The following is an 18,712-nucleotide window of genomic DNA, read 5'->3' on the forward strand; positions in this document are numbered from 1 at the left end:
CTGTTCGATACGGACGATCGCACACCAGACAACCAGGAGTTCCCGTGTCCCACACCGTCATCCCGTTCCGCCCCGTGGCCTCCATCGACCCCGACATGGCCGTCGTCGCCGCCAACATCGACCGGTACGGCATCCACGTGGTCCACGTGGGCCAGGGCTGCACCTGCGTGGACTGTCACTCCGCACCCCTCCCACCGGACCAGCGATTCGGATACACGGTCGGGCTCACCGGTCGCGGACACCCCGAGCTCCTTGTCCGCGGCCTGGGCGCCCGTGAGACGGCCGCGCTGCTCACCCGGTGGGGCGGGTCCGTCCTGGACGGCGGGGTCCTCGACGCCGGCCACCTCCTGTGTGAGGGCCCCGACGGGCCGACGTGGGAACTCACGCCGGTTCGGCGCCCCTCTAGGACGCTGCGGTGGGCGGGCCGCTACTACCGCACCGCCGGCTCCGGCGGCCTCAGCGCCCTGGAACTTGTACCCGCCCGTCGGCGCTGCCCGTGCGAGGGGTGCTGCTGAGGTCACTGCCGAGGCCTCCGGCACGGCGGGGTCGTCGTAGGGTCTATCCATGCCCCGCCATCGGCTCCACCTGGACTCACGTTCGCCGTCGATCATCGTTCCGCTCACCGGACGGGATCTCGCGGAGCTCGAGGCGCAGGTCGATGCGCTGGTCGCCGCCGACGACGGGTACCGGAGCGCGGCCGAGGCGGGGACACCCCGGAACGGAGCCTCGACGGACACGGACTCGGACACGGACTCGTGGGCGGGCCGGTCACCAGGTCGGTTGGTGGATGTCGTCGAGTGGCGGGTCGACCTCTTCGAGCCCTTCACCGCCGGGGCCGGAGGTGACCCGGCCCCGGCGGTGGAGGCCCTCGAGCGACTCTCGACGCTGCTGCCGGGGGTGCCGATCCTGGCCACATTCCGCACCCGTGGCGAGGGCGGGGGCGCGGAGATCTCCCCGACGACCTACGTCGCGATGGTCGAGGCACTGTCCTCCACCGGTGCCGCGGCCGCCGTGGACGTGGAGTACCTGCACCCGCTCGCGGCGGACTCCATCGCCGCGGCCCACCACCACCGGGTCGCGGTGGTCGCGTCCACCCACGACTTCGCGGCGACCCCGCCGGCCGAGGAGATCGTGTCGCGGCTCGCCGCCATGGAGGACGCGGGGGCGGACGTGGCCAAGATCGCCGTGACGCCACGGTCCGCCGCCGACGTCGTGGCGCTGCTGTCCGCGACCGAGGAACGCCACCGTGCCGCCCGCATCCCGCTGATCACCATGTCGATGGGTGGCCTCGGGGCGGTCACCCGACTCGGTGGCGGACCGTTCGGCTCGTCGGCCACCTTCGCCACGGTGGGCGCGGCCTCCGCACCCGGACAACTCCCCGCCGTGGGGGTCCGCCGCGTTCTGGAGCTGCTCAGCGGCGGGTCCGCACCTCGGGAGTGATCCCGCCCCCACCCCGGTGACTGCGCCGCGCGAGGTTCACCAGGTCACCCGCCGGACCGGACAGCTGGCGCGGCGGCCGCCACACCGCACGCAACTCACGATGCAGATCCAGGCCGTCGATCTCGATGACCTTCAGGGCGCCGGAGGCCACCTGGTCCGCCACGGCGAGCGTGCTCATCCCCGCCGGCCCGACACCGTCCAGGACGCTGGTGCGAATGGCGGCGGCGCTGGCGAGTTCGAGTAGGGGCGCGGGGCGCTCGTACTCCTGCAGGGCCCGGTCCAGGGTCGTCCGCGTTCCGGAGCCCGGCTCCCGCACCACCAACCGGGTGGCCGCGAGCTCGGCGATGGTCACCGGGGTCCGGCGCCGTGCCCACGGATGTGACGGCGGGACCACCACGACCAGCCGATCGCGGGCGACGGTGCCGGAGTGCAGGCCGGGGGGCACCGTCGGGGATTCGATGAACCCGACATCACAGGCGCCGTCCAGCACCAGCTCGGCGACCCTCACCGAGTTGTGGACCTGCAGGTGGATGTTCACCTCCGGTCGCGCACCGCTCAGTGCCCCCAGCCAGCGGGGCATCAGGTGTTCTGCCACGGTCATGCTCGCGCCCACGGTCAGGGTGGCGGACCGTTCGGACTGCAGGCTCTGCGCCACCTCCAGCAACCTGCTCGTCTCGCCGAGGACCCGTCGCGCCCAGTGGGCCAGCACCGTCCCGTGAGGGGTCAGCGTGGCACCCCGCGGATGCCGCCGCAGCAACGGCATCCCGAACTGACGCTCGAGTTCCTTGACCGCCCTGCTCGCGTTGGGCTGTGCCATCCCGACCTTTCTGGCCGCCGCGCTCAGACTGCCCTTCTCGTCGACGCCGACCAGAAGCTCGAGCACGAGCAGGTCGGGCCACCTTTTGGTCATGCGATGAGCATATGGCAACCGTTCCGGTCATGTGTTTCTGATATACATCGATGCCGTACTGCCGGCTTCCGCGCGAGGTGCCGGGCAACCACCCTGGAGCCATGGACACCCCCCTGGCCACCCGGCCGCGCCGCCACACACCCCCGGCGGGGTCGTCTGCGGAGACGGCGCCGCCCCGCTCGGCGCGTGCGGCGGTGCCGGGTACGGCGCGTGCGGCGGTGCCGGGTACGGCGCTGACGCTCTCGGGCACGGCCGTGGCACTGGCGGTCAGCCACCTGCTCCCCACCCTCAACCCGATGCTCGTGGCGATCGTGCTGGGCGCTGCACTCGGCAACATCGTGCGGGTTCCGACCCGTGCCGCGGCGGGCCTGGCCTTCTCGTCCCGGACACTGTTGCGGATCGGGATCGCCCTGCTCGGCCTCCACCTCGTGCTGGGCGACATCACCGCCCTGGGGTGGCAGGTCATCGTGCTCGTCGTCGTCATCGTGGTCCTCGGAATCGTCGGCACCCTGGCGCTGGGCGGCGCGCTCGGCCTCGGCTGGACCCAGCGCCTGCTCATCGCCTGCGGATTCTCGATCTGCGGCGCGGCCGCGGTGGCCGCCGTGGACAGCGTCTCCGACGCCGACGAGGAGGAGGTCCTCACGGCCGTCACCCTCGTCGTCGTCTTCGGCACCCTGATGATCGTCGCGGTCCCGGTCCTGTCGACGGGGCTGGGATTGTCGGACACCGCAGCGGGCATGTGGGCCGGTGGATCGATCCACGAGGTCGCCCAGGTGATCGCGGCCGGCGGCGCGATCGGCGGCTCCGCTCTGGCGGTGGCCACCGTCGTGAAGCTCGCCCGCGTCCTTCTGCTGGCCCCCGTCGTCACCATCATCAGCCTCCACCGGCGTCGGACGACCGGCGCCGACGGCAGGGGCACGCGGCCTCCGCTGGTCCCCGGGTTCATCGTCGCGTTCGTGATCCTGGTCTGCCTGCGCTCGTCCGGGCTGGTCCCTACCACGGCCCTCGACGTCGCCTCCGCGGCGCAGACCGTACTGCTCACGTGCGCCATGTTCGCGCTCGGGACCGGGGTGCGGCTCGCCGCGATGCGCAGGGTCGGCGCGCGGCCGGTCATCCTGGCCGCCGCCTCGACGACGTGGGTCGCGGGACTCGCGCTGGCCGGCGTCCTGCTCATCTCCCCGACGGTCTGATCACCCCGCCGGGGGTCGGGTGAGGCCCCGACTGCCAGCGGTTGACGACCACGACGTGGCAGGTAGCGTCGACGTCCTTGCAGCTCCCACGCGAGGAGGCCGGAATGCGGATCGTCATCATCGGCGCGAGCGGGAATGTCGGCACCGCGCTGCTCCGTCGCCTCCGCGAGACGCGCTCCGGTGAGGAGCTAGTCGGGCTGGTGCGCCGCCCGCCGGATCCCGTCGGCGAGTACCGGGGCGTCGACTGGCGCGCGGTGGACGTCTCCGGCCCGGGGGCGGCCCGCGAACTCGGTCGCCACGTCAGCGGCGCGGACACGGTGGTCAACCTGGCCTGGGGTTTCCAGCCCACCCGCGACGTCCGCTACCTCGAGAGGGTCGGGGTCGGTGGAACGGCCGCGGTCCTCGAGGCCGCGCAGTCGGCCGGGGTGGGGCACCTGGTTCACATCTCCTCCGTGGGGACCTACGCGCCGGGCCGCCACGGTGAGCACGTCGACGAGACCTGGGCGACGACGGGGGTGTCGGGTTCGGCCTACAGCCGACACAAGGCCATGGCGGAGAGGCTCATCGACGAGCACGAGAGTCGCCACGGCGGCGAGGCGGTGCCCGTCGCCCGGATGCGGCCGGGCTTCATCGTCCAGCGAGCAGCCGCGAGCGGGCTGACCCGATACGGACTCCCCGCCTACGTGCCCGCACATCTCGTGCCGCGGCTGCCGCTGCTGCCGCTCGACCGGGCCCTGTGCCTGCCGCTCGCTCATGCGGACGATGTCGCCGACGCTCTCGTCCGAGTGATCGGCCAGGGCGCCACCGGCCCGTTCAACCTCGCGGCCGATCCACCGTTCACCAGGGAGGATCTCGCCGAGGTGCTCGGGGCCCGGCCGGTTCACGTCCCCCTGGCACTGCTCGGGGCGATCGTCGGGCTGACGTGGCGGGCCCGGTTGCAACCGGTGGACCGCGGATGGCTCGACCTGGCGTTCAGCGTGCCCCTCCTGGACTGCGTCCGCGCACGTGACGAACTCGGCTGGGCTCCGTCGTGGGCACCGCGAGAGGCCATGGCCGACCTGCTCGACGGGATCGCGCGCCTGGCCCACACCGGGAGCGCACCCCTTCGACGCAGATCCGTGCCCGATCTGGTGCGCCGGAGCCTGGCCGACGGGCTGATCTCCTCCCGCCGGTTCCCCTGAGCCCCGCTCGCCCGAGCGAGCGGGGCGGGCGCGAGGCGTGGGAGAGGGGCGATCAACCGTGTCGCCGGAGAACCTCGTTCCGCAGCCCCGTGGTGGCCACGTCGGCGATGTGCTTCTGGGCCTTCTTGACCACCGGCCCCGGGAGCTTGATCTTGAGATCAACCTCGAGATCAAAGACGACCTTGGTGGTGCCGTCCCCGTTGTCCGTGAGCTCGTACCGGGCGTTCTGGACCTTCTGGGAACCGCTCTCGACCAGCGACCAGCTCACCTCGCCGTCGTACCACTCGTAGCGCACCACCATCTCGTCGGTGACGCCGTACTGGGACACCCGCTCCCACACGACGATGGGCCACCCCTCGTCGTCGGCCTCCCTGACCTCGACCGCGCGGTGAGCGCTCGACCACTCCACGAGGGAGTCGACATCGGCGAGGACCTCCATGATCTCGGGGACGCCGGCCTCGATCGTGACCACTGACTGCACTGAGACTGCCATGGCCGGAAAGCTACCCGCGCGGGGCCGGCCCGGGAGGAAGATCGGGGGATGAGTTCTCGATCTGCACAGACGGACGACCCGGGGCACCGCAGGGTGGTGTTACTGCGTGGGATCAACGTCGGCAAGGGCGGCCGCATCGCCATGAGCGACCTGATCGAGTGCACCGAGGCCGCGGGCGGGACGTCGGTCCGGACGGTGCTGGCGACCGGAAACGTGATCGTCACCGATGAGCGACCGGTACCCGAGCTGCGCGCGGCACTCGAGGCCGCCTACGCGGAGAGGTTCGGCTACCGGTCCGTGCTGCAGGTCCTCCCGCTCGACGACGTGGCGACGATGGCGTCCTCGTACCCCTTCGACACGCTGCCCGAACACCACGACTACGTGGTGTTCTCGGATGACCCGGAGGTGACGACCCGGGTGGCGGTCGCGATGCACGCGGCCATCCGTGAGGTCGGAGAGGTGGCCGCCGGCACCGACGCGCATGCCGGGGCCAGGATGACCACCAGCAGCACGGAGGCGGTGGCCGAGGGCGCGGGCTGCGTGTACTGGCGGGTCCCCCGCGGCTCGACGCTGACCTCGGACGCGTCCGCGGTGCTCGACGGCCGGGAGAACAAGGGTCACCTCACCACCAGGAACCTCAAGACCCTGGCCCGGATCCTCGCTGCGGGGTGAGTCAGGGGTGAGTCAGGGCCCCTCGACGGACGCACCGATCGTGTCGACGAAGGCCGCGAGCGGCCCGAAGACCGCCGGGAAGATCCCGTCCCAGAAAGCCTGCATCTCGCTGAAGTCGAACATGGGCATCGGTAACACTCCTCGCACGGGGGCGGCGTACGGACTCTCCGCGGTCACCGGGGCTCCCCAGCACCAAGGATCGCGGCAGAGACACCCGTCGCGCAACCCCATGCGTCCCGCGAGTCTCGTCACCGGGCCGACGATCCACCAACTGGCAGACTGCAAACGATGCCTTCCCGCCCCGCACGCCCACTTCTGGCCGCCGCGGCCCTGCTCGTGGTCGCGGCCACGACCGGCTGCTCCGGGTCCGGGCCGGGGCGGACAGCGGGGCCTGCCCTGGAGGAGGCCAGCTCGTCGTCGCGGCCGGCGCCGCCGTCCGCCGAGCAGCGCCCGAGCGCGCCCCCGACCCCCGCCTCCCCGCCTCCCGGGGCCCCGCCCGCTGCGGCCCCACTCATCGCCTCGGCCACGTGGGCGGACTCGGACTTCGGCGTCACCCTGAAGGTCGCCCCCACCCCGGCCGGGCGACAGGCGTGGGGACCCCTCGATGCGGACGCGGCCTGGCAGGAGGTCGTGACGCTCGCCCCGGACGGGGGAACCCCGGGGATGCGGGAGCAGTTCGACTGCCACTGGACGTGGGCGCGGATCCTCGAGCCGGACAAACCGACCTGGAATCTGGAGCCCTGGCGGCCGGTGGTGGCGGCCGAACAGATGCTCGCCGAGGGCTGCAACCCCGGGGGGCCGGAAGTGTAAGGGGGCGGTCCCCGGGTTCGGGGTCCTGGCCCCACCGGTCCGACCCACCGGCTCAGGACTCACCCGCCAGCGAGCCGCGGGGGACCCGGATCAGGCCGGGACGGCGGCCCGGTGCGGTGCGGTCGTGGGGCGCTCTCCCGCGTCCGGATCGCGCGGCCCGGCCACGCCTCTCCGGGCCCGGGGCCCCTGGCCGTCGACGGACCGCCGGACCAGCCCCGCGCACAGCTCGTCCAGCCATCCCCCCACCGTGACACGGGCGCGGGCGGTGTCCGGATAACGGCACCGGACGTGGAGACCGGAACCGTTGACCACGAACCACACCATCACCCCGTCCGTCCGGATGGCCGCGGACACATGCTGCGGTGCCAGGCTCAGGTCCACGTCGATCGGGAGGCGACGGTGATCCAGCCAGGAGATCGCGAACATCCCGGGCGTGTGTGGCATCCCGCCGTACGGCTCGAGCACCGGCCCCAGGGCGTGGGACCCCAGCTCGACGGCATCGCGCACCGCTGCCGCGCAGGCCTTCGGGTCGGGATCCGAGCACTCGACGACCGAGTTGGTGATGAACCAGCCCACGGAGTCGTGCCACTTCTCGTGGTGGCGCGAATGGACGGGCAGCACCGCGCGCAGGCCGACCCCGCCATGACGGCGGAGCACCGTCGTCATCTCCGCCATCGCCAGCGCGACCATCCGCACGCCGTCCGCCGTCGCCGCGGCGTCGAGGGCCGCCACCCCGTCCGGGTCCAGCACGTCGCGCACCTCCACCACCTCCGGCCGCGGGGTCGAGATGTCACCCAGATCGAGTGGGAACACCGGCATGTCACCCCCGGCGAGGATCTGCGCCCACCTGTCGTGCACACGAGGCGGGGCGGGCGGACGCTGCGCCAACTCCCGGGTGTGCTCGGCGAACGCGGCCGCCGGGGGCAGACAGGTCCCCGGCTCGAGGCCACACGCGAGATCGTCCAGGCAGGAGCAGAAATCCCGCAGCAGCACGAGCAGCGACCACGCGTCCACGTGCGAGTGGTCCAGCCCGATCACCACCACCGGGCGCTCGTCCGGGTCCTCGGGTTCCACGAGACACAGCGCGTGCGACGGCGTCGCGAACGGGCAACAGACCTGGTCGAAGACCCTGCGCAGCACCGCTCGGGGGTCCTCACCGTCCCCCGGCTCCTCCACTCTCCAGCCGGTGGGCCGCACAGCGACTGGCTGGAGCCGCAACTCCTCGCCGCCCCCGGCATCACCGTCGAGAACCGTCTGCAGGGTCCCGTGCCGGGAAACCACCGCGAGCCACGCCCGCGCCACCATCTCGCGGTCGGCGGGGAACGGCAGGGCGAACGCGACCGCCATCCACGACCCGGAGCGACGGCCCAGAGAAGCATGGCGCGCCTGGTCGAACGACGGCGGCGTGGCCTCGCCCTGAACTGGGGTGACATGTGTCGCAAACCGGTGCACGACGCCGGACGGGAGCGACATCCGCGTTACGGTGGTGAGCCTCATGGTCCGCACGGTAGGAGCGGCGTGTTACGGGGAAAGGCGCGGATTGTGACGACGACGAGACGGCCACCTGCCCGGGCCGGCCATAGCGGGACGGCCCTCGCCCACGACCTCAGAGGCGACGGGCACCCGGTCGTTCAACTTCACGGCCTGTCCTCGAGCCGACGACGCGACGAGGTGTTCGGGTTGGACCTCACGGCGGGCCGGGACGGTCTGCGGGTCCTGCGGTACGACGCCCGGGGCCACGGCGGGTCACCGGGGTCCGTGGACCCCACGGACTACACCTGGCCGGCTTTGGCTCGCGACCTCCTGACGATGCTCGACGAGTTCTTCCCGGGCCGACGGGTGCACGGGGTGGGGCAGTCGATGGGCGCGGCGACCCTGATCACCGCGGCCGTTGCGGAGCCGGACCGGTTCGCCTCTCTCACCCTCGGGATCCCGCCGACCGCGTGGGAGTGGCGACGCGAGCAGGCGGCCCTCTACGACCTGGCGGCCCGCCAGGTCGAACGCTGGGGAGGGGCGCGGTGGGCCGAGAAGACGCGACAGCCGCCCACGTCACCGGCGATCGACCCCGGACGCCCGTTCACCGTCCCGGACGTGGCGGACGAGCATCTGCCCGCGGCATTCCGGGGCGCGGCCCTGAGCGATCTCCCACCGCGCGCAGAGGTCTCGGGGGTCGACGTGCCGGTGCTCCTCCTGGCCTGGCCGGACGACCCCTCGCATCCGCTCGCCGTGGCCGAGGAACTCCAGGCCCTGCTCCCCGACGCCCGCCTGGAGGTTGCGCAGACCCCGTCCGAGGTGGCGCGGTGGCCCCGGGTGGTGGGCGACTTCGTGCACCGGGCCGGGAACTGACCGCCCGACCGTCCGGTGGCAGGTCCGCGGGCATCGACAGCACACTGGGCCCATGCACGCGACACAACGACAGATCATCGACGCCCTCGGCGTCCGTCCTCGGATCGACCCCGCCGACGAGGTGGAACGCCGGGTGCGGTTCCTGGTCGACTACCTCAGCGCGAGCGGGGCGAAGGGCTTCGTGCTCGGGATCTCGGGCGGCGTGGACTCCTCGTTGGCCGGACGCCTGGCACAGCTGGCGGTGGAGAGGATCCGCGCAGACGGCGGCGAGGCGGTCTTCGTGGGCCTGCGCCTTCCCTACCGCGTGCAGCACGATGAGCACGACGCGGCGATGGCCGTGGAGTTCGTGGGCGCCGACGAGACCCTCACGGTGAACGTCGCCCCGGGCGTGGACGGGCTCAACGGTGAGATCGGGCAGGCGACCGGGACGGAGTTGACGGACTTCACCAAGGGGAACACCAAGGCCCGCCACCGGATGGTCGCGCAGTACGCCGTGGCAGGGGACCGCGGCCTGCTGGTGATCGGTGCCGATCACGCGGCCGAGAACGTCACCGGGTTCTTCACCAAGTTCGGCGACGGCGCCGCCGACCTCCTGCCCCTGTCGGGCCTGAACAAACGCCAGGTCCGGGCGCTGCTCCGTCATCTGGAGGCGCCGCGGCAACTGTGGGACAAGGTGCCCACCGCCGACCTCCTCGACGAGGCCGAGGGCCAGACCGACGAGGAGGAACTGGGAATCGCCTACGACCACATCGACGACTACCTCGAGGGGCGCGAAGTCCCCGAGGGGGCCGCCGAGACGATAGAGGCGACCTGGCACTCCAACCGCCACAAGCGCACGACCCCGGTCGAGGTCGCCGACACCTGGTGGCGGCAGGACGAAAGAGCCGGCGATCGGGCCCACGGTCAGACGGCGCTCGTGGTGATCGACATGCAGAACTCGTACTTCGAGTTCCCCGAACTGGCCGAGGTGCGGGACGAGTTGGTCGGGGCGGTGAACGAGCTCATCCGCACCGCGCACGACGCCGGACGACCGGTGGTCCTGGTCCGGACGGAGCACGCAGAGGACCGCTCCACCTGGACCCTCAACATGCACGAGGACGACCAGGGGTTCGCCTTCCCCGGCACCGATCAGGCGCGGTTCCTCGACGATCTCGTCACCGGGGACCACGTGGAAGTGGTCAAGACCAGGGACAGCGCGTTCTTCCGGACCGATCTGAGGGCCCAACTGGATCGACTCGGCGCGGGCCACCTGCTCGTGTGCGGGGTGTCGACGCACAGCTGCGTGGCGCAGACCGCCATCGACGGCTTCGCCGAGAACCTCCACGTGGCGGTGGCTCGCGGAGCCATCTCCTCCGACAACTCCCCGCTCTCGGAGGCGCTACTGGAATTCCTGAAGGACCAGATGCGCCAACCACTGCTCGATCGTTCGCAGAGCCTGGAGCTGCTTCGCACCGGCCACTGGCCCGGGTGAGCCGAGCGGCCGGCCGGCTCACCGGGAGCCGACCGGCCGCCTCTCGGTGCCGTCCGGGTACCTCGCGAAGCGGGTCTCCTCGTGCGCGTGCACGGGATCGTTCCGATCCAGGTGCCAGGCCCCGAAGACGCCGGCGCGGTACTCCTCCATGGCGGTGACGATGTCCTGGCGGGTGGTGCCGACGAACGGCCCCTGTTGAACGACGGGCGCGCCGATAGGCCGGGCCTGCAGCACGAGGAACGCCGCACCGTCCGGACCCGCGGTCACCGTGACGGCCTCAGGGGCGAGCACTGCCGCGTCATAACCGAGTCGCTGAGCGTCGACGGTCAGGTCGCCGCCGTAGTTGTAGAGGACCCGGGTGGCGGACGGGTCGAACGCCGGGAGTTCGGTACTGACACCGGGGTCGAGGGTGACGATCCAGATGGCGAGGTGACTGTCCGGCCGCGCGGCCCAGGAGTGCGGTGGCGGGTCGAGCGCCCGGACCCCGTCGATCTCGCCGGCGATCACCCGGAACCGGGCGGCGGATCCCTCCTCGCCACGGACGACGACGGGGGTGTCCTCCGACCAGAACATGTCGAAGTACGGCTCCGCGGACTTGTCCTCGGGGGCCAGGTTGAGCCAGATCTGGAACAGCTCCATCGTGTTGGGAGCGTCGGGATCCAGCAGGGGGAACATCTCGGAGTGCGAGATGCCGGCACCCGCGGTGAGCCACTGGGTGTCGCCGTGCCCGAATCGCGCGGCGGCGCCCAACGAATCGGCGTGGTCCACCACGCCGTCGAGGACCACCGTCACGGTCTCGAATCCACGGTGCGGGTGCTGGGGGAAACCGGGGACCTCGGAGCCGTGGTACATCGACCACCCGTCCTTCCCGGAGAAATCTCCCCCGATGGACCGCCCCTCGAGCGAAGCCGCGGGACGCATGGTCCTGCCGTCGGCCGGGGGGAACTCGTCGCGGTGGTGGACGGCGAACAGGAACGGGTCGACGCCCGGCCACTGCGCTCCGAGCGGGACTACCTGGCGGATGGCGGACACTGGCTTCTCCTGTGTGACGGGACGATATTTGCTGTCGCGTCATACAACTTCGGCGGGCGCTGAATTGTTCCCGCCCGCGCCTCAGCCCCGGGCGACGACCCCGGTCACCGGGATCCGCCCGGCGACCGCCTGCCGGAAGTTGAGCACGGCGCGCTGGACGTGGTCGCCGGTGGAGACCACGACCGCACCGGTGGTCCCGCGCTCGCGGAAGATCCGGTCCGTGAACTGCGCGTTCTGGACCGTCGAGTTGGAGTTGCCCTCCTCGGTGATCCGCCACGGCGCGATGCCCGCACCGCGGAGCCAGTCGCCCATCGCGCGGGCCTCCGTGCGACCGTTCTGCGGGACACCCCCGGTCACGATGACGCGGGCGGTCGGGTACTGCCGGGCCAGCCGGAAACCGGTCCGCAGGCGCTCCTCGAGCACCGGCCGGATGCCCCCGTCGGGGTACAGTCCGGCGCCCAGGATCACGATGTCCGTGGTGAACGGATTGATCGTGAGCACCGCCGGATCGTCACTCGTGAGCACGTCCAGGCCGCCGCACATCTGGAGCATCGACGGGTCGACGTGCTGGCACCCCACCATGGTCAGCCCGTTGTACAGTGCCGTGCCCGACGGCATCTCCGCGGAGCCTGCGGACGCGGTCCCCACTCCGGCGCCCAGTGTGAGTGTCAGTGCCGCCGCGGACGCGGCCGCGACGAGACGGGTGTGTGTCCTGCGCACGATGGCGTTCCTCCCCCGATAACGATATGAAGAATTCGTGACCCGATAGTTATCGTCGGACACGGTACCGCTGTTACCTGTGAGGCACGATGGTGGAAAAACCGCCGGGTAACGTGCTCGGCATGCTCGAAGGATACGACAGATCGGCCGCCGTTCGGTACCTCTGCCGGGCGGACCCCGAGCTCGGTCGTCACATCGAGTCCGTCGGTCCGTGCACCCTCACGCCCGCCCCCGATTCCGGTCCGCACGCGCTGTTCGACCGACTGGCCTCCTCGATCCTCTCCCAGCAACTGTCGGTGAAGGCCGCCGCGACGATCGCCGGCCGTCTCCGGGAGCGGGCGGCCGGGCCCCGGCACCTCGAACCCGTTCTCCTGAACACCCTCTCCGATGACGAGATCCGCGCGTGCGGGGTCTCCCGCCCCAAGATCGCCGCGCTCCGCGACCTGGCCGACGCGGTGGGGACCGGACGGATCCCCACTCTGACGGAACTGCGGGGGTTCGACGACGACGAGGTGGTCGACTCCCTGACCACGGTCCGCGGGGTGGGCCGGTGGACCGTGGAGATGCTGCTGATCTTCCTGCTGGACAGACCTGACGTGTTCCCGGTGGCCGATGTCGGCATCCGCCGGGGATTCGAACGGGTCACGGGGCTCGACGGACCGGCCACCGCCACCCAGATGCTCGGCCGCGCCGAGGCCTGGGCCCCGTACCGTTCGGTCGCGTCCTGGTATCTGTGGCGGGCGGTCGACCAGACCGGTCAGGCGGTGCCCGCGCCACCCCCGCCCCCGGTCGGGTAGAACGGACGCATGGCAACCACCGCATTCAAGGGAAACCCCGTCACCACGTCCGGCGAGCTCCCCGCCGTCGGCACCACCGCTCCGGCCTTCGACCTGGTCGGCACCGACCTCGCTCCCGTGACCTCGGAGTCACTGGCGGGCACGCGCGTCGTGCTCAACATCTTCCCGAGCGTCGACACGGGCGTCTGCGCCCAGTCGGTCCGGACCTTCAACGAGAAGGCCACGGGCCTGGACAACACGGCGGTCATCAACGTCTCGGCCGACCTCCCGTTCGCGCTCAAGCGGTTCTCCGCCGACGAGGGGATCGAGAACGCGTCCGCCGCGTCCACCTTCCGCAGCGATTTCGCCTCGGAGTACGGCGTCAAGATGACGGACGGCCCCCTGGCCGGCCTGTGCGCACGGTCGGTCGTGGTGCTCGACGCCGATGGCTCGGTGGTCTACACCCAGCTGGTCGACGAGATCACCACCGAGCCCGATTACGACTCCGCCCTGGCCGCGCTCGGCTGACCCGCCTCGACACGACCGCCGGCCCGCCTCTCCCAGACAGGCGGGCCGGCGGTCGTTCACCCGGCGCGAGCCGGGCACCCCTGCGATCAGGCGCTTCCCGCGGGAACCGGGGCGAACCGGCGGGTGGCGTCCTCGAGCTGGTCGAAGAGAGTGGCCAGCTCCCCCGCGCGCCGCTCGTTCGGCTGGAGACCCTCGTCTCCGAACTCGGTGAACAAGCTCAGCGAGACCTGCTGGCGGACTCCGAACATCCGGAAGTTCGCGATGATCTGGCGCCACTGCTCCACGGCGCGTACTCCGCCCTCGGCGCCGTAGGAGACGAAGGCGACCGGCTTGTCCGCCCATTCCTCACCGAGCACGTCGTAGGCGTTCTTCAGGCCGCCGGGCACTCCGTGGTTGTACTCGGGGGTCACGAAGACGAAGGCGTCGTAGGAATCGATCGCCTCGCTCCACCGGGTGACCCGCTCGTCGTCGTACTGCTTGTCGGCGGCACCCGGCACGGTGGCCGAGGTGAGCAGGGGGACGTCGAAGGATTTGAGGTCGACCAGGTCGTAGGTCGCGTCTTCCCGCGTCGCGGCCTCCGCCGTGACCCAGTCGGCCACCGCCGCACCGGCCCGATCGTCGCGGATGCTGCCCAGGATGATGCCGATCTTCACTGTCTTCTCCTTCGTCGGTCGTTCTGGTGGACACCCTGACCGTACTTGAGTGACACGACACCAATCTACCGTGAGCCGTACACAGTGATCGACGCCACCGCACACACCCGGCCCCGGTCATCCCGTGTGACCGCGTGCGCTATCCCCCAGCTGCGGCCGTCGTGCAGGGCTTCGGCGCGCACCGTCACCGGGCCGACGAGGGGGATCTGCCGCACGTATCTGACGTCGAGCGAGGACGAGCTGACCTCGCGCTCGTGTGGGAACACCGCGGCACCGGCGATCTCCGCGGCGGCGGCGAAAACCCCACCGTGCAGGTTGCCCAGCGGGTTGGCGAGCGCCGGCTCGGGCGCGATCACGGCCTCCACCGCCCGGGTGCCGCCCTGCCCGTCGTGCCCGTGGTCCAACGACAGGCACAACACCTCGGCCAGTGTTCCCGGCGCGAGCGCCGAGGGCCACGGTGGCTCGGAATCGTAGCCGTCCGGGTCGACGACCCCCGAGATCTCCATCGACTTCACCAGACCCGCGGCGATCACCCCGCCGTCGTCGTCGACCACATCACCCCGAGTGGTGAGGCAGGGTCGCGAAGCGCCCGAAGGGGTCCACGAACTGGTCGGCGACCGGCTGGTGCCAGCTCACGGCGCCGTCACCGTCCACGCTGAAGGTCAGCCCCAATCTGGGTTCCGGGCCGTCGTGCGTCGACTCCCTCATCCGGGGACGCTAACACGTGTTCCACTCGTGCCCCGGGGTCTCGGATGGCCGCACAATGGAGCGGTGTCCCCCCGAGCCGCCACGCCACGGACGATCCCCCTGACCGGCGAGGTCCTCACGACGCCTCGTCGCTGGCCCATCCGCACGGCCACCACGGTGATCGCCACGGCCATCGTCATCCTCGTTCTCGCCGCCGCGGCCGGAGGCGCGTGGCTGTTGCTGCGCACCGCCGCCCACAACGCGATCGACACCGTGGACCGGGCCCGGGCCGTCGACGTGGCGGGGGTTCTCTCCGAGCGCGGACCCCGGGCAGCCCTCGATCTGGTGGCCGAGCCACTGTCCGGCGTCGATCTGGTGAGGATCGTCGGGCCCGGGGACCGCCTGCTCGCCGCCCAGGTCACCCGCGGCCTCGAGGACGTGCCGCCCGTCCCCGCCCCGGCGGCCGGCGAGATCGCCAGGCACCAACTCGAGTCACCCGGCGGAGCGGACCTGCGGGTGACGTCGGTCGGTGTGGATCTCGGTGGCGTGACGTTCGCGGTGGAGGTGGGTACGGACACCGACCGGTACGACACCGTTCTCGCCGCGGGCGCGATACTCTTCCTGTCCTTCGTTCCCGTGGCAGGGCTCGCCACAGCGGTGTTCGTGTACTACGCGATGGGGCGCGTGTTGCGGCCGGTGGAGTCGATCCGGTCCCGGGTCGCGGAGATCTCCGCCTCCGGGCGTGGCGAGCGGGTCCCGGTGCCCGAGGCGGAGGACGAGATCGCCCGCCTGGCCCGCACGATGAACGCGATGCTCGCGCGGCTGGACGCCGCACGGACCGCGCAGGTGGCCTTTGTCGGCGACGCCTCCCACGAACTACGCAGCCCGCTGTCCACCCTGTCGACCCTGCTGGAACTGTCGTCGACCTCGGGCACCCCGGTCGACGTGGAGACCGTGGACGACCTCCTGCTGCCCGAGGTCCAGCGGATGCGGTCGATGGTCGAGGACCTGCTCCTGCTGGCGAAGAACGACGAGCGTGGTGTGCCGTTGCGACGCGAGGACGTGGACCTCGACGACATCGTCCTCTCCGAGGTGGCCCGGCTCCGCGGTCTGGGTGGACTCGAGGTCACCGGAACGGTGGAACCCGCCCGTCTGGTCGGCGACCCCGACGCCCTGCTGCGGGTCGTGCGCAACCTGGTCGAGAACGCCCGACGGCACGCGCGTGAGGCCGTGACGATCGGGCTCACCGTGGATCGCACGGACCCCGCGGGACCCCGCGCCGTGATCACCGTCGACGACGACGGCGAAGGGGTGCCGCCCGACCAGCGGGCCACGGTGTTCGACCGCTTCGCCCGACTGGACGCCGACCGCGCCCGGGGCACGGGGGGATCCGGTCTGGGTCTGGCGATCGTCGCCGAGATCACCCGGTCTCACGGAGGCGCGGTGCGGGTCGAGGACTCCCCCGCGGGCGGAGCGCGTTTCGTCGTGGATCTGCCCGTCGAGACCCTCGGAGAGCCGCCCGACCTGCCGTGAGCGCTCCGGGTGGACGCCACCGCGGTCGGCACCTCCGGCCAGGACGCGAGCGGATAGGCTCGTCTGTCGTGTGGGCCCGCCGGAATCGCCTCTCCGACCTCTTCGACGCCGAGGACGCGTGGACCCGACCGTTGCCGGAGAACTACCTCCGGGCCGACGCGGCCCTCGCCCTGGCGATGTTCGCCTGCTCGGCGCTGGGTCTGGAGATCCTCCGGAGCATGGGCGTGTTGGGCGGGGAGAGCGCCCCGCTCTGGGCCCAGTACACGGCCATGGCGAGCGCGGCGGCCCTGCTCGCCCTCCGGCGCCGCCTGCCCCTCCTCACCGGCCTGGGGGCGACCGCGCACCTGTTGATCATCGGCAGCGTGATGCCCCTGGTGATGGGGCAGGTCTCCCAGCAGGTGCTGTACTTCATCGCCGTCTACTCCGCGGTGGCGTGGGCCCGCGACCGGAGGGCGCTGGTGGGGGTCGCGGTGGCGATCGCCGCCGCTCTGGTGGTGTGGATGACCTGGTACCTCGCGCTGGGGTCGGGGATGCAGCAGATCCTCGACTCGCTCGACGACGCCGACCGCTCGTCGGGCCTCGTCCCTCCGGTGCCCGCCTATCTCGTCTACACCGCGCTCATCAACATCGTCTACTTCGGCGGCGCGGCCGCCCTCGGAATCGCCTCCTGGCGAGGTGCCCGCCGCCGCCACGCCCTGGCCGACCAGGCCGAGACCATCGAGGAGCAGGCCGAGGCCCTGCGCGACCGCGCCGTCGTCGAGGAGCGCCTGCGCATCGCCCGGGAGCTGCACGACGTGATCGCGCACCACGTGGCGGCGATCGGTGTCCAGGCCGGTGCCGCGCGACGGGTCATGGGCCACGACCCCGACGCGGCCGCGGGCGCTCTGAGGACCGTGGAGGAGTCGTCCCGCTCGGCGGTCGGGGAGATGCGGTCCCTGCTCGGCGCACTCCGGTCGGCCGACCGGACGACCGATGCCGCCCGGCCCCCCGGCGCGGCGGGGCGGACCCCCGGGGCCTCCGGCGCCGCCTCCCCCGACGATCCATCCGCCTGCCCGGACCACTCCCGATCCGCGGGGCGCGGGATCGCCGACCTCGGCCGCCTCGCGGCCTCTCACGAATCGGCCGACTTCACCACCAGCGTCTCGGTGGTCACGGGCACCGGACACCCGGTCGAGGAGGTCCCGCCGGTCGTCGGCCTGTCCCTGTACCGGACCGCGCAGGAGGCGCTGGCCAACGTCCGGCGGCACTCCACGGCCGACCGCGCGAGCGTCGTCCTGCGCACCGGTGAGGGACCGGGCGGGACCCCGTACGCGGAGGTGGAGATCCTTGACGCCGGGCGCCCCCGGATCGGCACCTCCGGGAGTGGTCTGGGCCTGCTGGGTATGCGCGAACGGGTGCGGTCACACGGCGGGGAGTGCGAGATCGGGCCGCGGGTGACCGGCGGCTACCGGGTACGGGTGCGCCTGCCGTACCGCCCCGACGTGGAGGCCGACCGGACATGAACACCGTCCTGCGGGTCCTCGTGGTGGACGATCAGCCGCTCATGCGGTCCGGATTCTCGATGATGCTCGGCGTGGAACCCGACCTCGAGGTGATCGGCGACGCCGCGGACGGTGCGCAGGCGGTGGAGATGTGTCGGCGACTGCGGCCCGACGTGGTGTTGATGGACGTACAGATGCCGGGCACCGACGGCATCGAGGCGACCCGACTCATCACCGGTGAGGCCCTGGCCAGGGTGCTGATCCTCACGACCTTCGACCGGTACGACTACCTGTTCGACGCATTGCGCGCCGGGGCCGGTGGCTTCCTGCTCAAGAACTCCGACCCGCAGGACCTGGTCGACGGGGTCCGCGCCGTGGGGCACGGCCACGCGCTGCTCGCGCCCGAGGTCACCCGCCGCGTCATCGAACGGCTCACCGCTCCCACGGCACCGGACGCCGGCGACGGGTCACCCGCGCCCGCGGGGTCCCGGCCGGTGGCACTGGACGAGCTCACCGCCCGGGAGACCGAGGTCCTGCGTCTTGTCGCCCGGGGGTTGTCCAACGCGGAGATCGCGCGCACGCTGGTCGTGGGCGAGGCCACGGTCAAGACCCACGTGTCCGCGTGCCTGTCCAAGCTCCACCTCCGAGACCGCGTCCAGGCGGTCGTCCTGGCCTACGAGGCCGGCCTCGTCCACCCCGGCGAGTGAGCCGCGACGAACGGACGGCCGTCCGCCCGCGCCCTGCGTCTCCCCCCTGAGGGGGAGACCTTCCCGGCTCTCCCCGGAGATG

At 71.9% G+C, this 18,712-nt stretch carries 21 protein-coding genes and 1 pseudogene; 14 read left to right on the forward strand and 8 right to left on the reverse strand.

The window, feature by feature from the left end; all coding sequences use genetic code 11:
- The first annotated feature begins 44 nt into the window (after positions 1–44).
- On the forward strand, positions 45–515 hold the full coding sequence (locus tag CT688_RS15355) for a DUF4262 domain-containing protein (protein ID WP_107757594.1): 471 nt from the start codon (positions 45–47) through the stop codon (positions 513–515).
- 49 nt (positions 516–564) lie between these two features.
- Positions 565–1,440 carry a type I 3-dehydroquinate dehydratase gene (gene aroD, locus CT688_RS15360; protein WP_107757595.1) on the forward strand — a complete coding sequence of 292 codons (876 nt, stop codon included), beginning with the start codon at positions 565–567 and terminating at the stop codon, positions 1,438–1,440.
- Here aroD and CT688_RS15365 read toward each other — a convergent pair.
- Positions 1,412–2,350, reverse strand: coding sequence for a LysR family transcriptional regulator (locus CT688_RS15365; RefSeq protein WP_107757596.1), 939 nt, complete (start codon positions 2,348–2,350; stop codon positions 1,412–1,414). The two genes, aroD and CT688_RS15365, sit on opposite strands and share 29 nt — an antisense overlap.
- Positions 2,351–2,451: 101 nt before the next feature.
- Between CT688_RS15365 and CT688_RS15370 the strand changes: the two genes are divergently transcribed.
- Positions 2,452–3,540: a YeiH family protein gene (locus CT688_RS15370; RefSeq protein WP_107757597.1), complete on the forward strand. Its 1,089-nt coding sequence runs from the start codon at positions 2,452–2,454 to the stop codon at positions 3,538–3,540.
- A 77-nt stretch (positions 3,541–3,617) separates the two neighbouring features.
- Positions 3,618–4,721 carry an NAD-dependent epimerase/dehydratase family protein gene (locus CT688_RS15375; protein ID WP_231750388.1) on the forward strand — a complete coding sequence of 368 codons (1,104 nt, stop codon included), beginning with the start codon at positions 3,618–3,620 and terminating at the stop codon, positions 4,719–4,721.
- Between the two features lie 52 nt (positions 4,722–4,773).
- Here the strand turns inward: CT688_RS15375 and CT688_RS15380 are convergent, their stop codons facing one another.
- The gene (locus CT688_RS15380) at positions 4,774–5,214 is read right to left on the reverse strand and encodes an SRPBCC family protein (RefSeq protein ID WP_107757599.1); all 441 of its coding nucleotides are present in this window, start codon (positions 5,212–5,214) and stop codon (positions 4,774–4,776) included.
- Positions 5,215–5,262: 48 nt separating this feature from the next.
- On the opposite strand from CT688_RS15380, the gene CT688_RS15385 reads away from it, so the two are divergent.
- Positions 5,263–5,886 carry a DUF1697 domain-containing protein gene (locus CT688_RS15385; protein ID WP_107757600.1) on the forward strand — a complete coding sequence of 208 codons (624 nt, stop codon included), beginning with the start codon at positions 5,263–5,265 and terminating at the stop codon, positions 5,884–5,886.
- 288 nt (positions 5,887–6,174) lie between these two features.
- Positions 6,175–6,696 carry a DUF2599 domain-containing protein gene (locus tag CT688_RS15390; RefSeq protein ID WP_197431434.1) on the forward strand — a complete coding sequence of 174 codons (522 nt, stop codon included), beginning with the start codon at positions 6,175–6,177 and terminating at the stop codon, positions 6,694–6,696.
- A gap of 90 nt (positions 6,697–6,786) precedes the next feature.
- Here the strand turns inward: CT688_RS15390 and CT688_RS15395 are convergent, their stop codons facing one another.
- A complete protein-coding gene (locus CT688_RS15395; protein ID WP_107757601.1) occupies positions 6,787–8,193 on the reverse strand; it encodes a condensation domain-containing protein in 1,407 nt (468 codons plus the stop codon).
- 45 nt (positions 8,194–8,238) lie between these two features.
- On the opposite strand from CT688_RS15395, the gene CT688_RS15400 reads away from it, so the two are divergent.
- The 3 genes and pseudogenes from CT688_RS15400 to CT688_RS18100 all read left to right on the forward strand — a co-directional run bounded on the left by CT688_RS15400 (position 8,239) and on the right by CT688_RS18100 (position 10,513).
- Positions 8,239–9,042 (forward strand): alpha/beta fold hydrolase, encoded by an 804-nt coding sequence (locus CT688_RS15400; RefSeq protein ID WP_107757602.1) that lies wholly within the window; start codon positions 8,239–8,241, stop codon positions 9,040–9,042.
- Positions 9,043–9,094: 52 nt separating this feature from the next.
- Positions 9,095–9,913: pseudogene (gene nadE, locus CT688_RS18095) on the forward strand (ammonia-dependent NAD(+) synthetase); the annotation flags it as partial.
- A 48-nt stretch (positions 9,914–9,961) separates the two neighbouring features.
- The gene (locus CT688_RS18100) at positions 9,962–10,513 is read left to right on the forward strand and encodes an isochorismatase family cysteine hydrolase (RefSeq protein ID WP_255412679.1); all 552 of its coding nucleotides are present in this window, start codon (positions 9,962–9,964) and stop codon (positions 10,511–10,513) included.
- Positions 10,514–10,531: 18 nt separating this feature from the next.
- Here CT688_RS18100 and CT688_RS15410 read toward each other — a convergent pair whose 3' ends face one another.
- Positions 10,532–11,545 carry a pirin family protein gene (locus CT688_RS15410; RefSeq protein WP_107757604.1) on the reverse strand — a complete coding sequence of 338 codons (1,014 nt, stop codon included), beginning with the start codon at positions 11,543–11,545 and terminating at the stop codon, positions 10,532–10,534.
- 81 nt (positions 11,546–11,626) lie between these two features.
- The gene (locus CT688_RS15415; RefSeq protein ID WP_095718801.1) at positions 11,627–12,265 is read right to left on the reverse strand and encodes a YdcF family protein; all 639 of its coding nucleotides are present in this window, start codon (positions 12,263–12,265) and stop codon (positions 11,627–11,629) included.
- Positions 12,266–12,387: 122 nt separating this feature from the next.
- Here CT688_RS15415 and CT688_RS15420 point away from each other — a divergent pair, with 122 nt between their 5' ends.
- The gene (locus tag CT688_RS15420; RefSeq protein WP_197431435.1) at positions 12,388–13,062 is read left to right on the forward strand and encodes a DNA-3-methyladenine glycosylase; all 675 of its coding nucleotides are present in this window, start codon (positions 12,388–12,390) and stop codon (positions 13,060–13,062) included.
- Between the two features lie 9 nt (positions 13,063–13,071).
- The gene (gene tpx / locus CT688_RS15425) at positions 13,072–13,569 is read left to right on the forward strand and encodes a thiol peroxidase (RefSeq protein WP_107757606.1); all 498 of its coding nucleotides are present in this window, start codon (positions 13,072–13,074) and stop codon (positions 13,567–13,569) included.
- A gap of 86 nt (positions 13,570–13,655) precedes the next feature.
- Here tpx and CT688_RS15430 read toward each other — a convergent pair whose 3' ends face one another.
- From CT688_RS15430 to CT688_RS17870, 3 genes are all read right to left on the reverse strand, one after another.
- Positions 13,656–14,222, reverse strand: coding sequence for an NADPH-dependent FMN reductase (locus tag CT688_RS15430; protein ID WP_107757607.1), 567 nt, complete (start codon positions 14,220–14,222; stop codon positions 13,656–13,658).
- Positions 14,223–14,287: 65 nt separating this feature from the next.
- Positions 14,288–14,776 (reverse strand): PaaI family thioesterase, encoded by a 489-nt coding sequence (locus CT688_RS15435; RefSeq protein ID WP_231750389.1) that lies wholly within the window; start codon positions 14,774–14,776, stop codon positions 14,288–14,290.
- A 1-nt stretch (position 14,777) separates the two neighbouring features.
- Positions 14,778–14,930, reverse strand: a complete 153-nt coding sequence (locus CT688_RS17870) for a hypothetical protein (protein ID WP_231750390.1) — start codon at positions 14,928–14,930, stop codon at positions 14,778–14,780.
- Positions 14,931–14,993: 63 nt separating this feature from the next.
- Between CT688_RS17870 and CT688_RS15440 the strand changes: the two genes are divergently transcribed.
- The 3 genes from CT688_RS15440 (at position 14,994) to CT688_RS15450 (ending at position 18,630) form a co-directional block, all read left to right on the forward strand.
- Entirely contained in the window at positions 14,994–16,442 is a 1,449-nt protein-coding gene (locus tag CT688_RS15440) for an ATP-binding protein (protein ID WP_231750391.1), read from the forward strand.
- A 68-nt stretch (positions 16,443–16,510) separates the two neighbouring features.
- Positions 16,511–17,944, forward strand: a complete 1,434-nt coding sequence (locus CT688_RS15445) for a sensor histidine kinase (protein ID WP_107757608.1) — start codon at positions 16,511–16,513, stop codon at positions 17,942–17,944.
- A complete protein-coding gene (locus tag CT688_RS15450) occupies positions 17,941–18,630 on the forward strand; it encodes a response regulator transcription factor (protein WP_107757609.1) in 690 nt (229 codons plus the stop codon). The genes CT688_RS15445 and CT688_RS15450 overlap by 4 nt, the downstream gene beginning before the upstream one ends.
- Positions 18,631–18,712: the final 82 nt, after the last annotated feature.

The organism is Dietzia sp. JS16-p6b (genome assembly GCF_003052165.1).
Classification (GTDB): Bacteria; Actinomycetota; Actinomycetes; order Mycobacteriales; family Mycobacteriaceae; genus Dietzia.

Bases quoted from the DNA above. Each gene is read 5' to 3' on its own strand.
- aroD (WP_107757595.1), top strand. From the start codon at position 565: ATGCCCCGCCATCGGCTCCACCTGGACTCACGTTCGCCGTCGATCATC.
- CT688_RS15365 (WP_107757596.1), bottom strand. From the start codon at position 2,350: ATGACCAAAAGGTGGCCCGACCTGCTCGTGCTCGAGCTTCTGGTCGGC.
- CT688_RS15370 (WP_107757597.1), top strand. From the start codon at position 2,452: ATGGACACCCCCCTGGCCACCCGGCCGCGCCGCCACACACCCCCGGCG.
- CT688_RS15380 (WP_107757599.1), bottom strand. From the start codon at position 5,214: ATGGCAGTCTCAGTGCAGTCAGTGGTCACGATCGAGGCCGGCGTCCCC.
- CT688_RS15385 (WP_107757600.1), top strand. From the start codon at position 5,263: ATGAGTTCTCGATCTGCACAGACGGACGACCCGGGGCACCGCAGGGTG.
- CT688_RS15390 (WP_197431434.1), top strand. From the start codon at position 6,175: ATGCCTTCCCGCCCCGCACGCCCACTTCTGGCCGCCGCGGCCCTGCTC.
- CT688_RS15395 (WP_107757601.1), bottom strand. From the start codon at position 8,193: ATGAGGCTCACCACCGTAACGCGGATGTCGCTCCCGTCCGGCGTCGTG.
- CT688_RS15420 (WP_197431435.1), top strand. From the start codon at position 12,388: ATGCTCGAAGGATACGACAGATCGGCCGCCGTTCGGTACCTCTGCCGG.
- tpx (WP_107757606.1), top strand. From the start codon at position 13,072: ATGGCAACCACCGCATTCAAGGGAAACCCCGTCACCACGTCCGGCGAG.
- CT688_RS17870 (WP_231750390.1), bottom strand. From the start codon at position 14,930: ATGAGGGAGTCGACGCACGACGGCCCGGAACCCAGATTGGGGCTGACC.
- CT688_RS15450 (WP_107757609.1), top strand. From the start codon at position 17,941: ATGAACACCGTCCTGCGGGTCCTCGTGGTGGACGATCAGCCGCTCATG.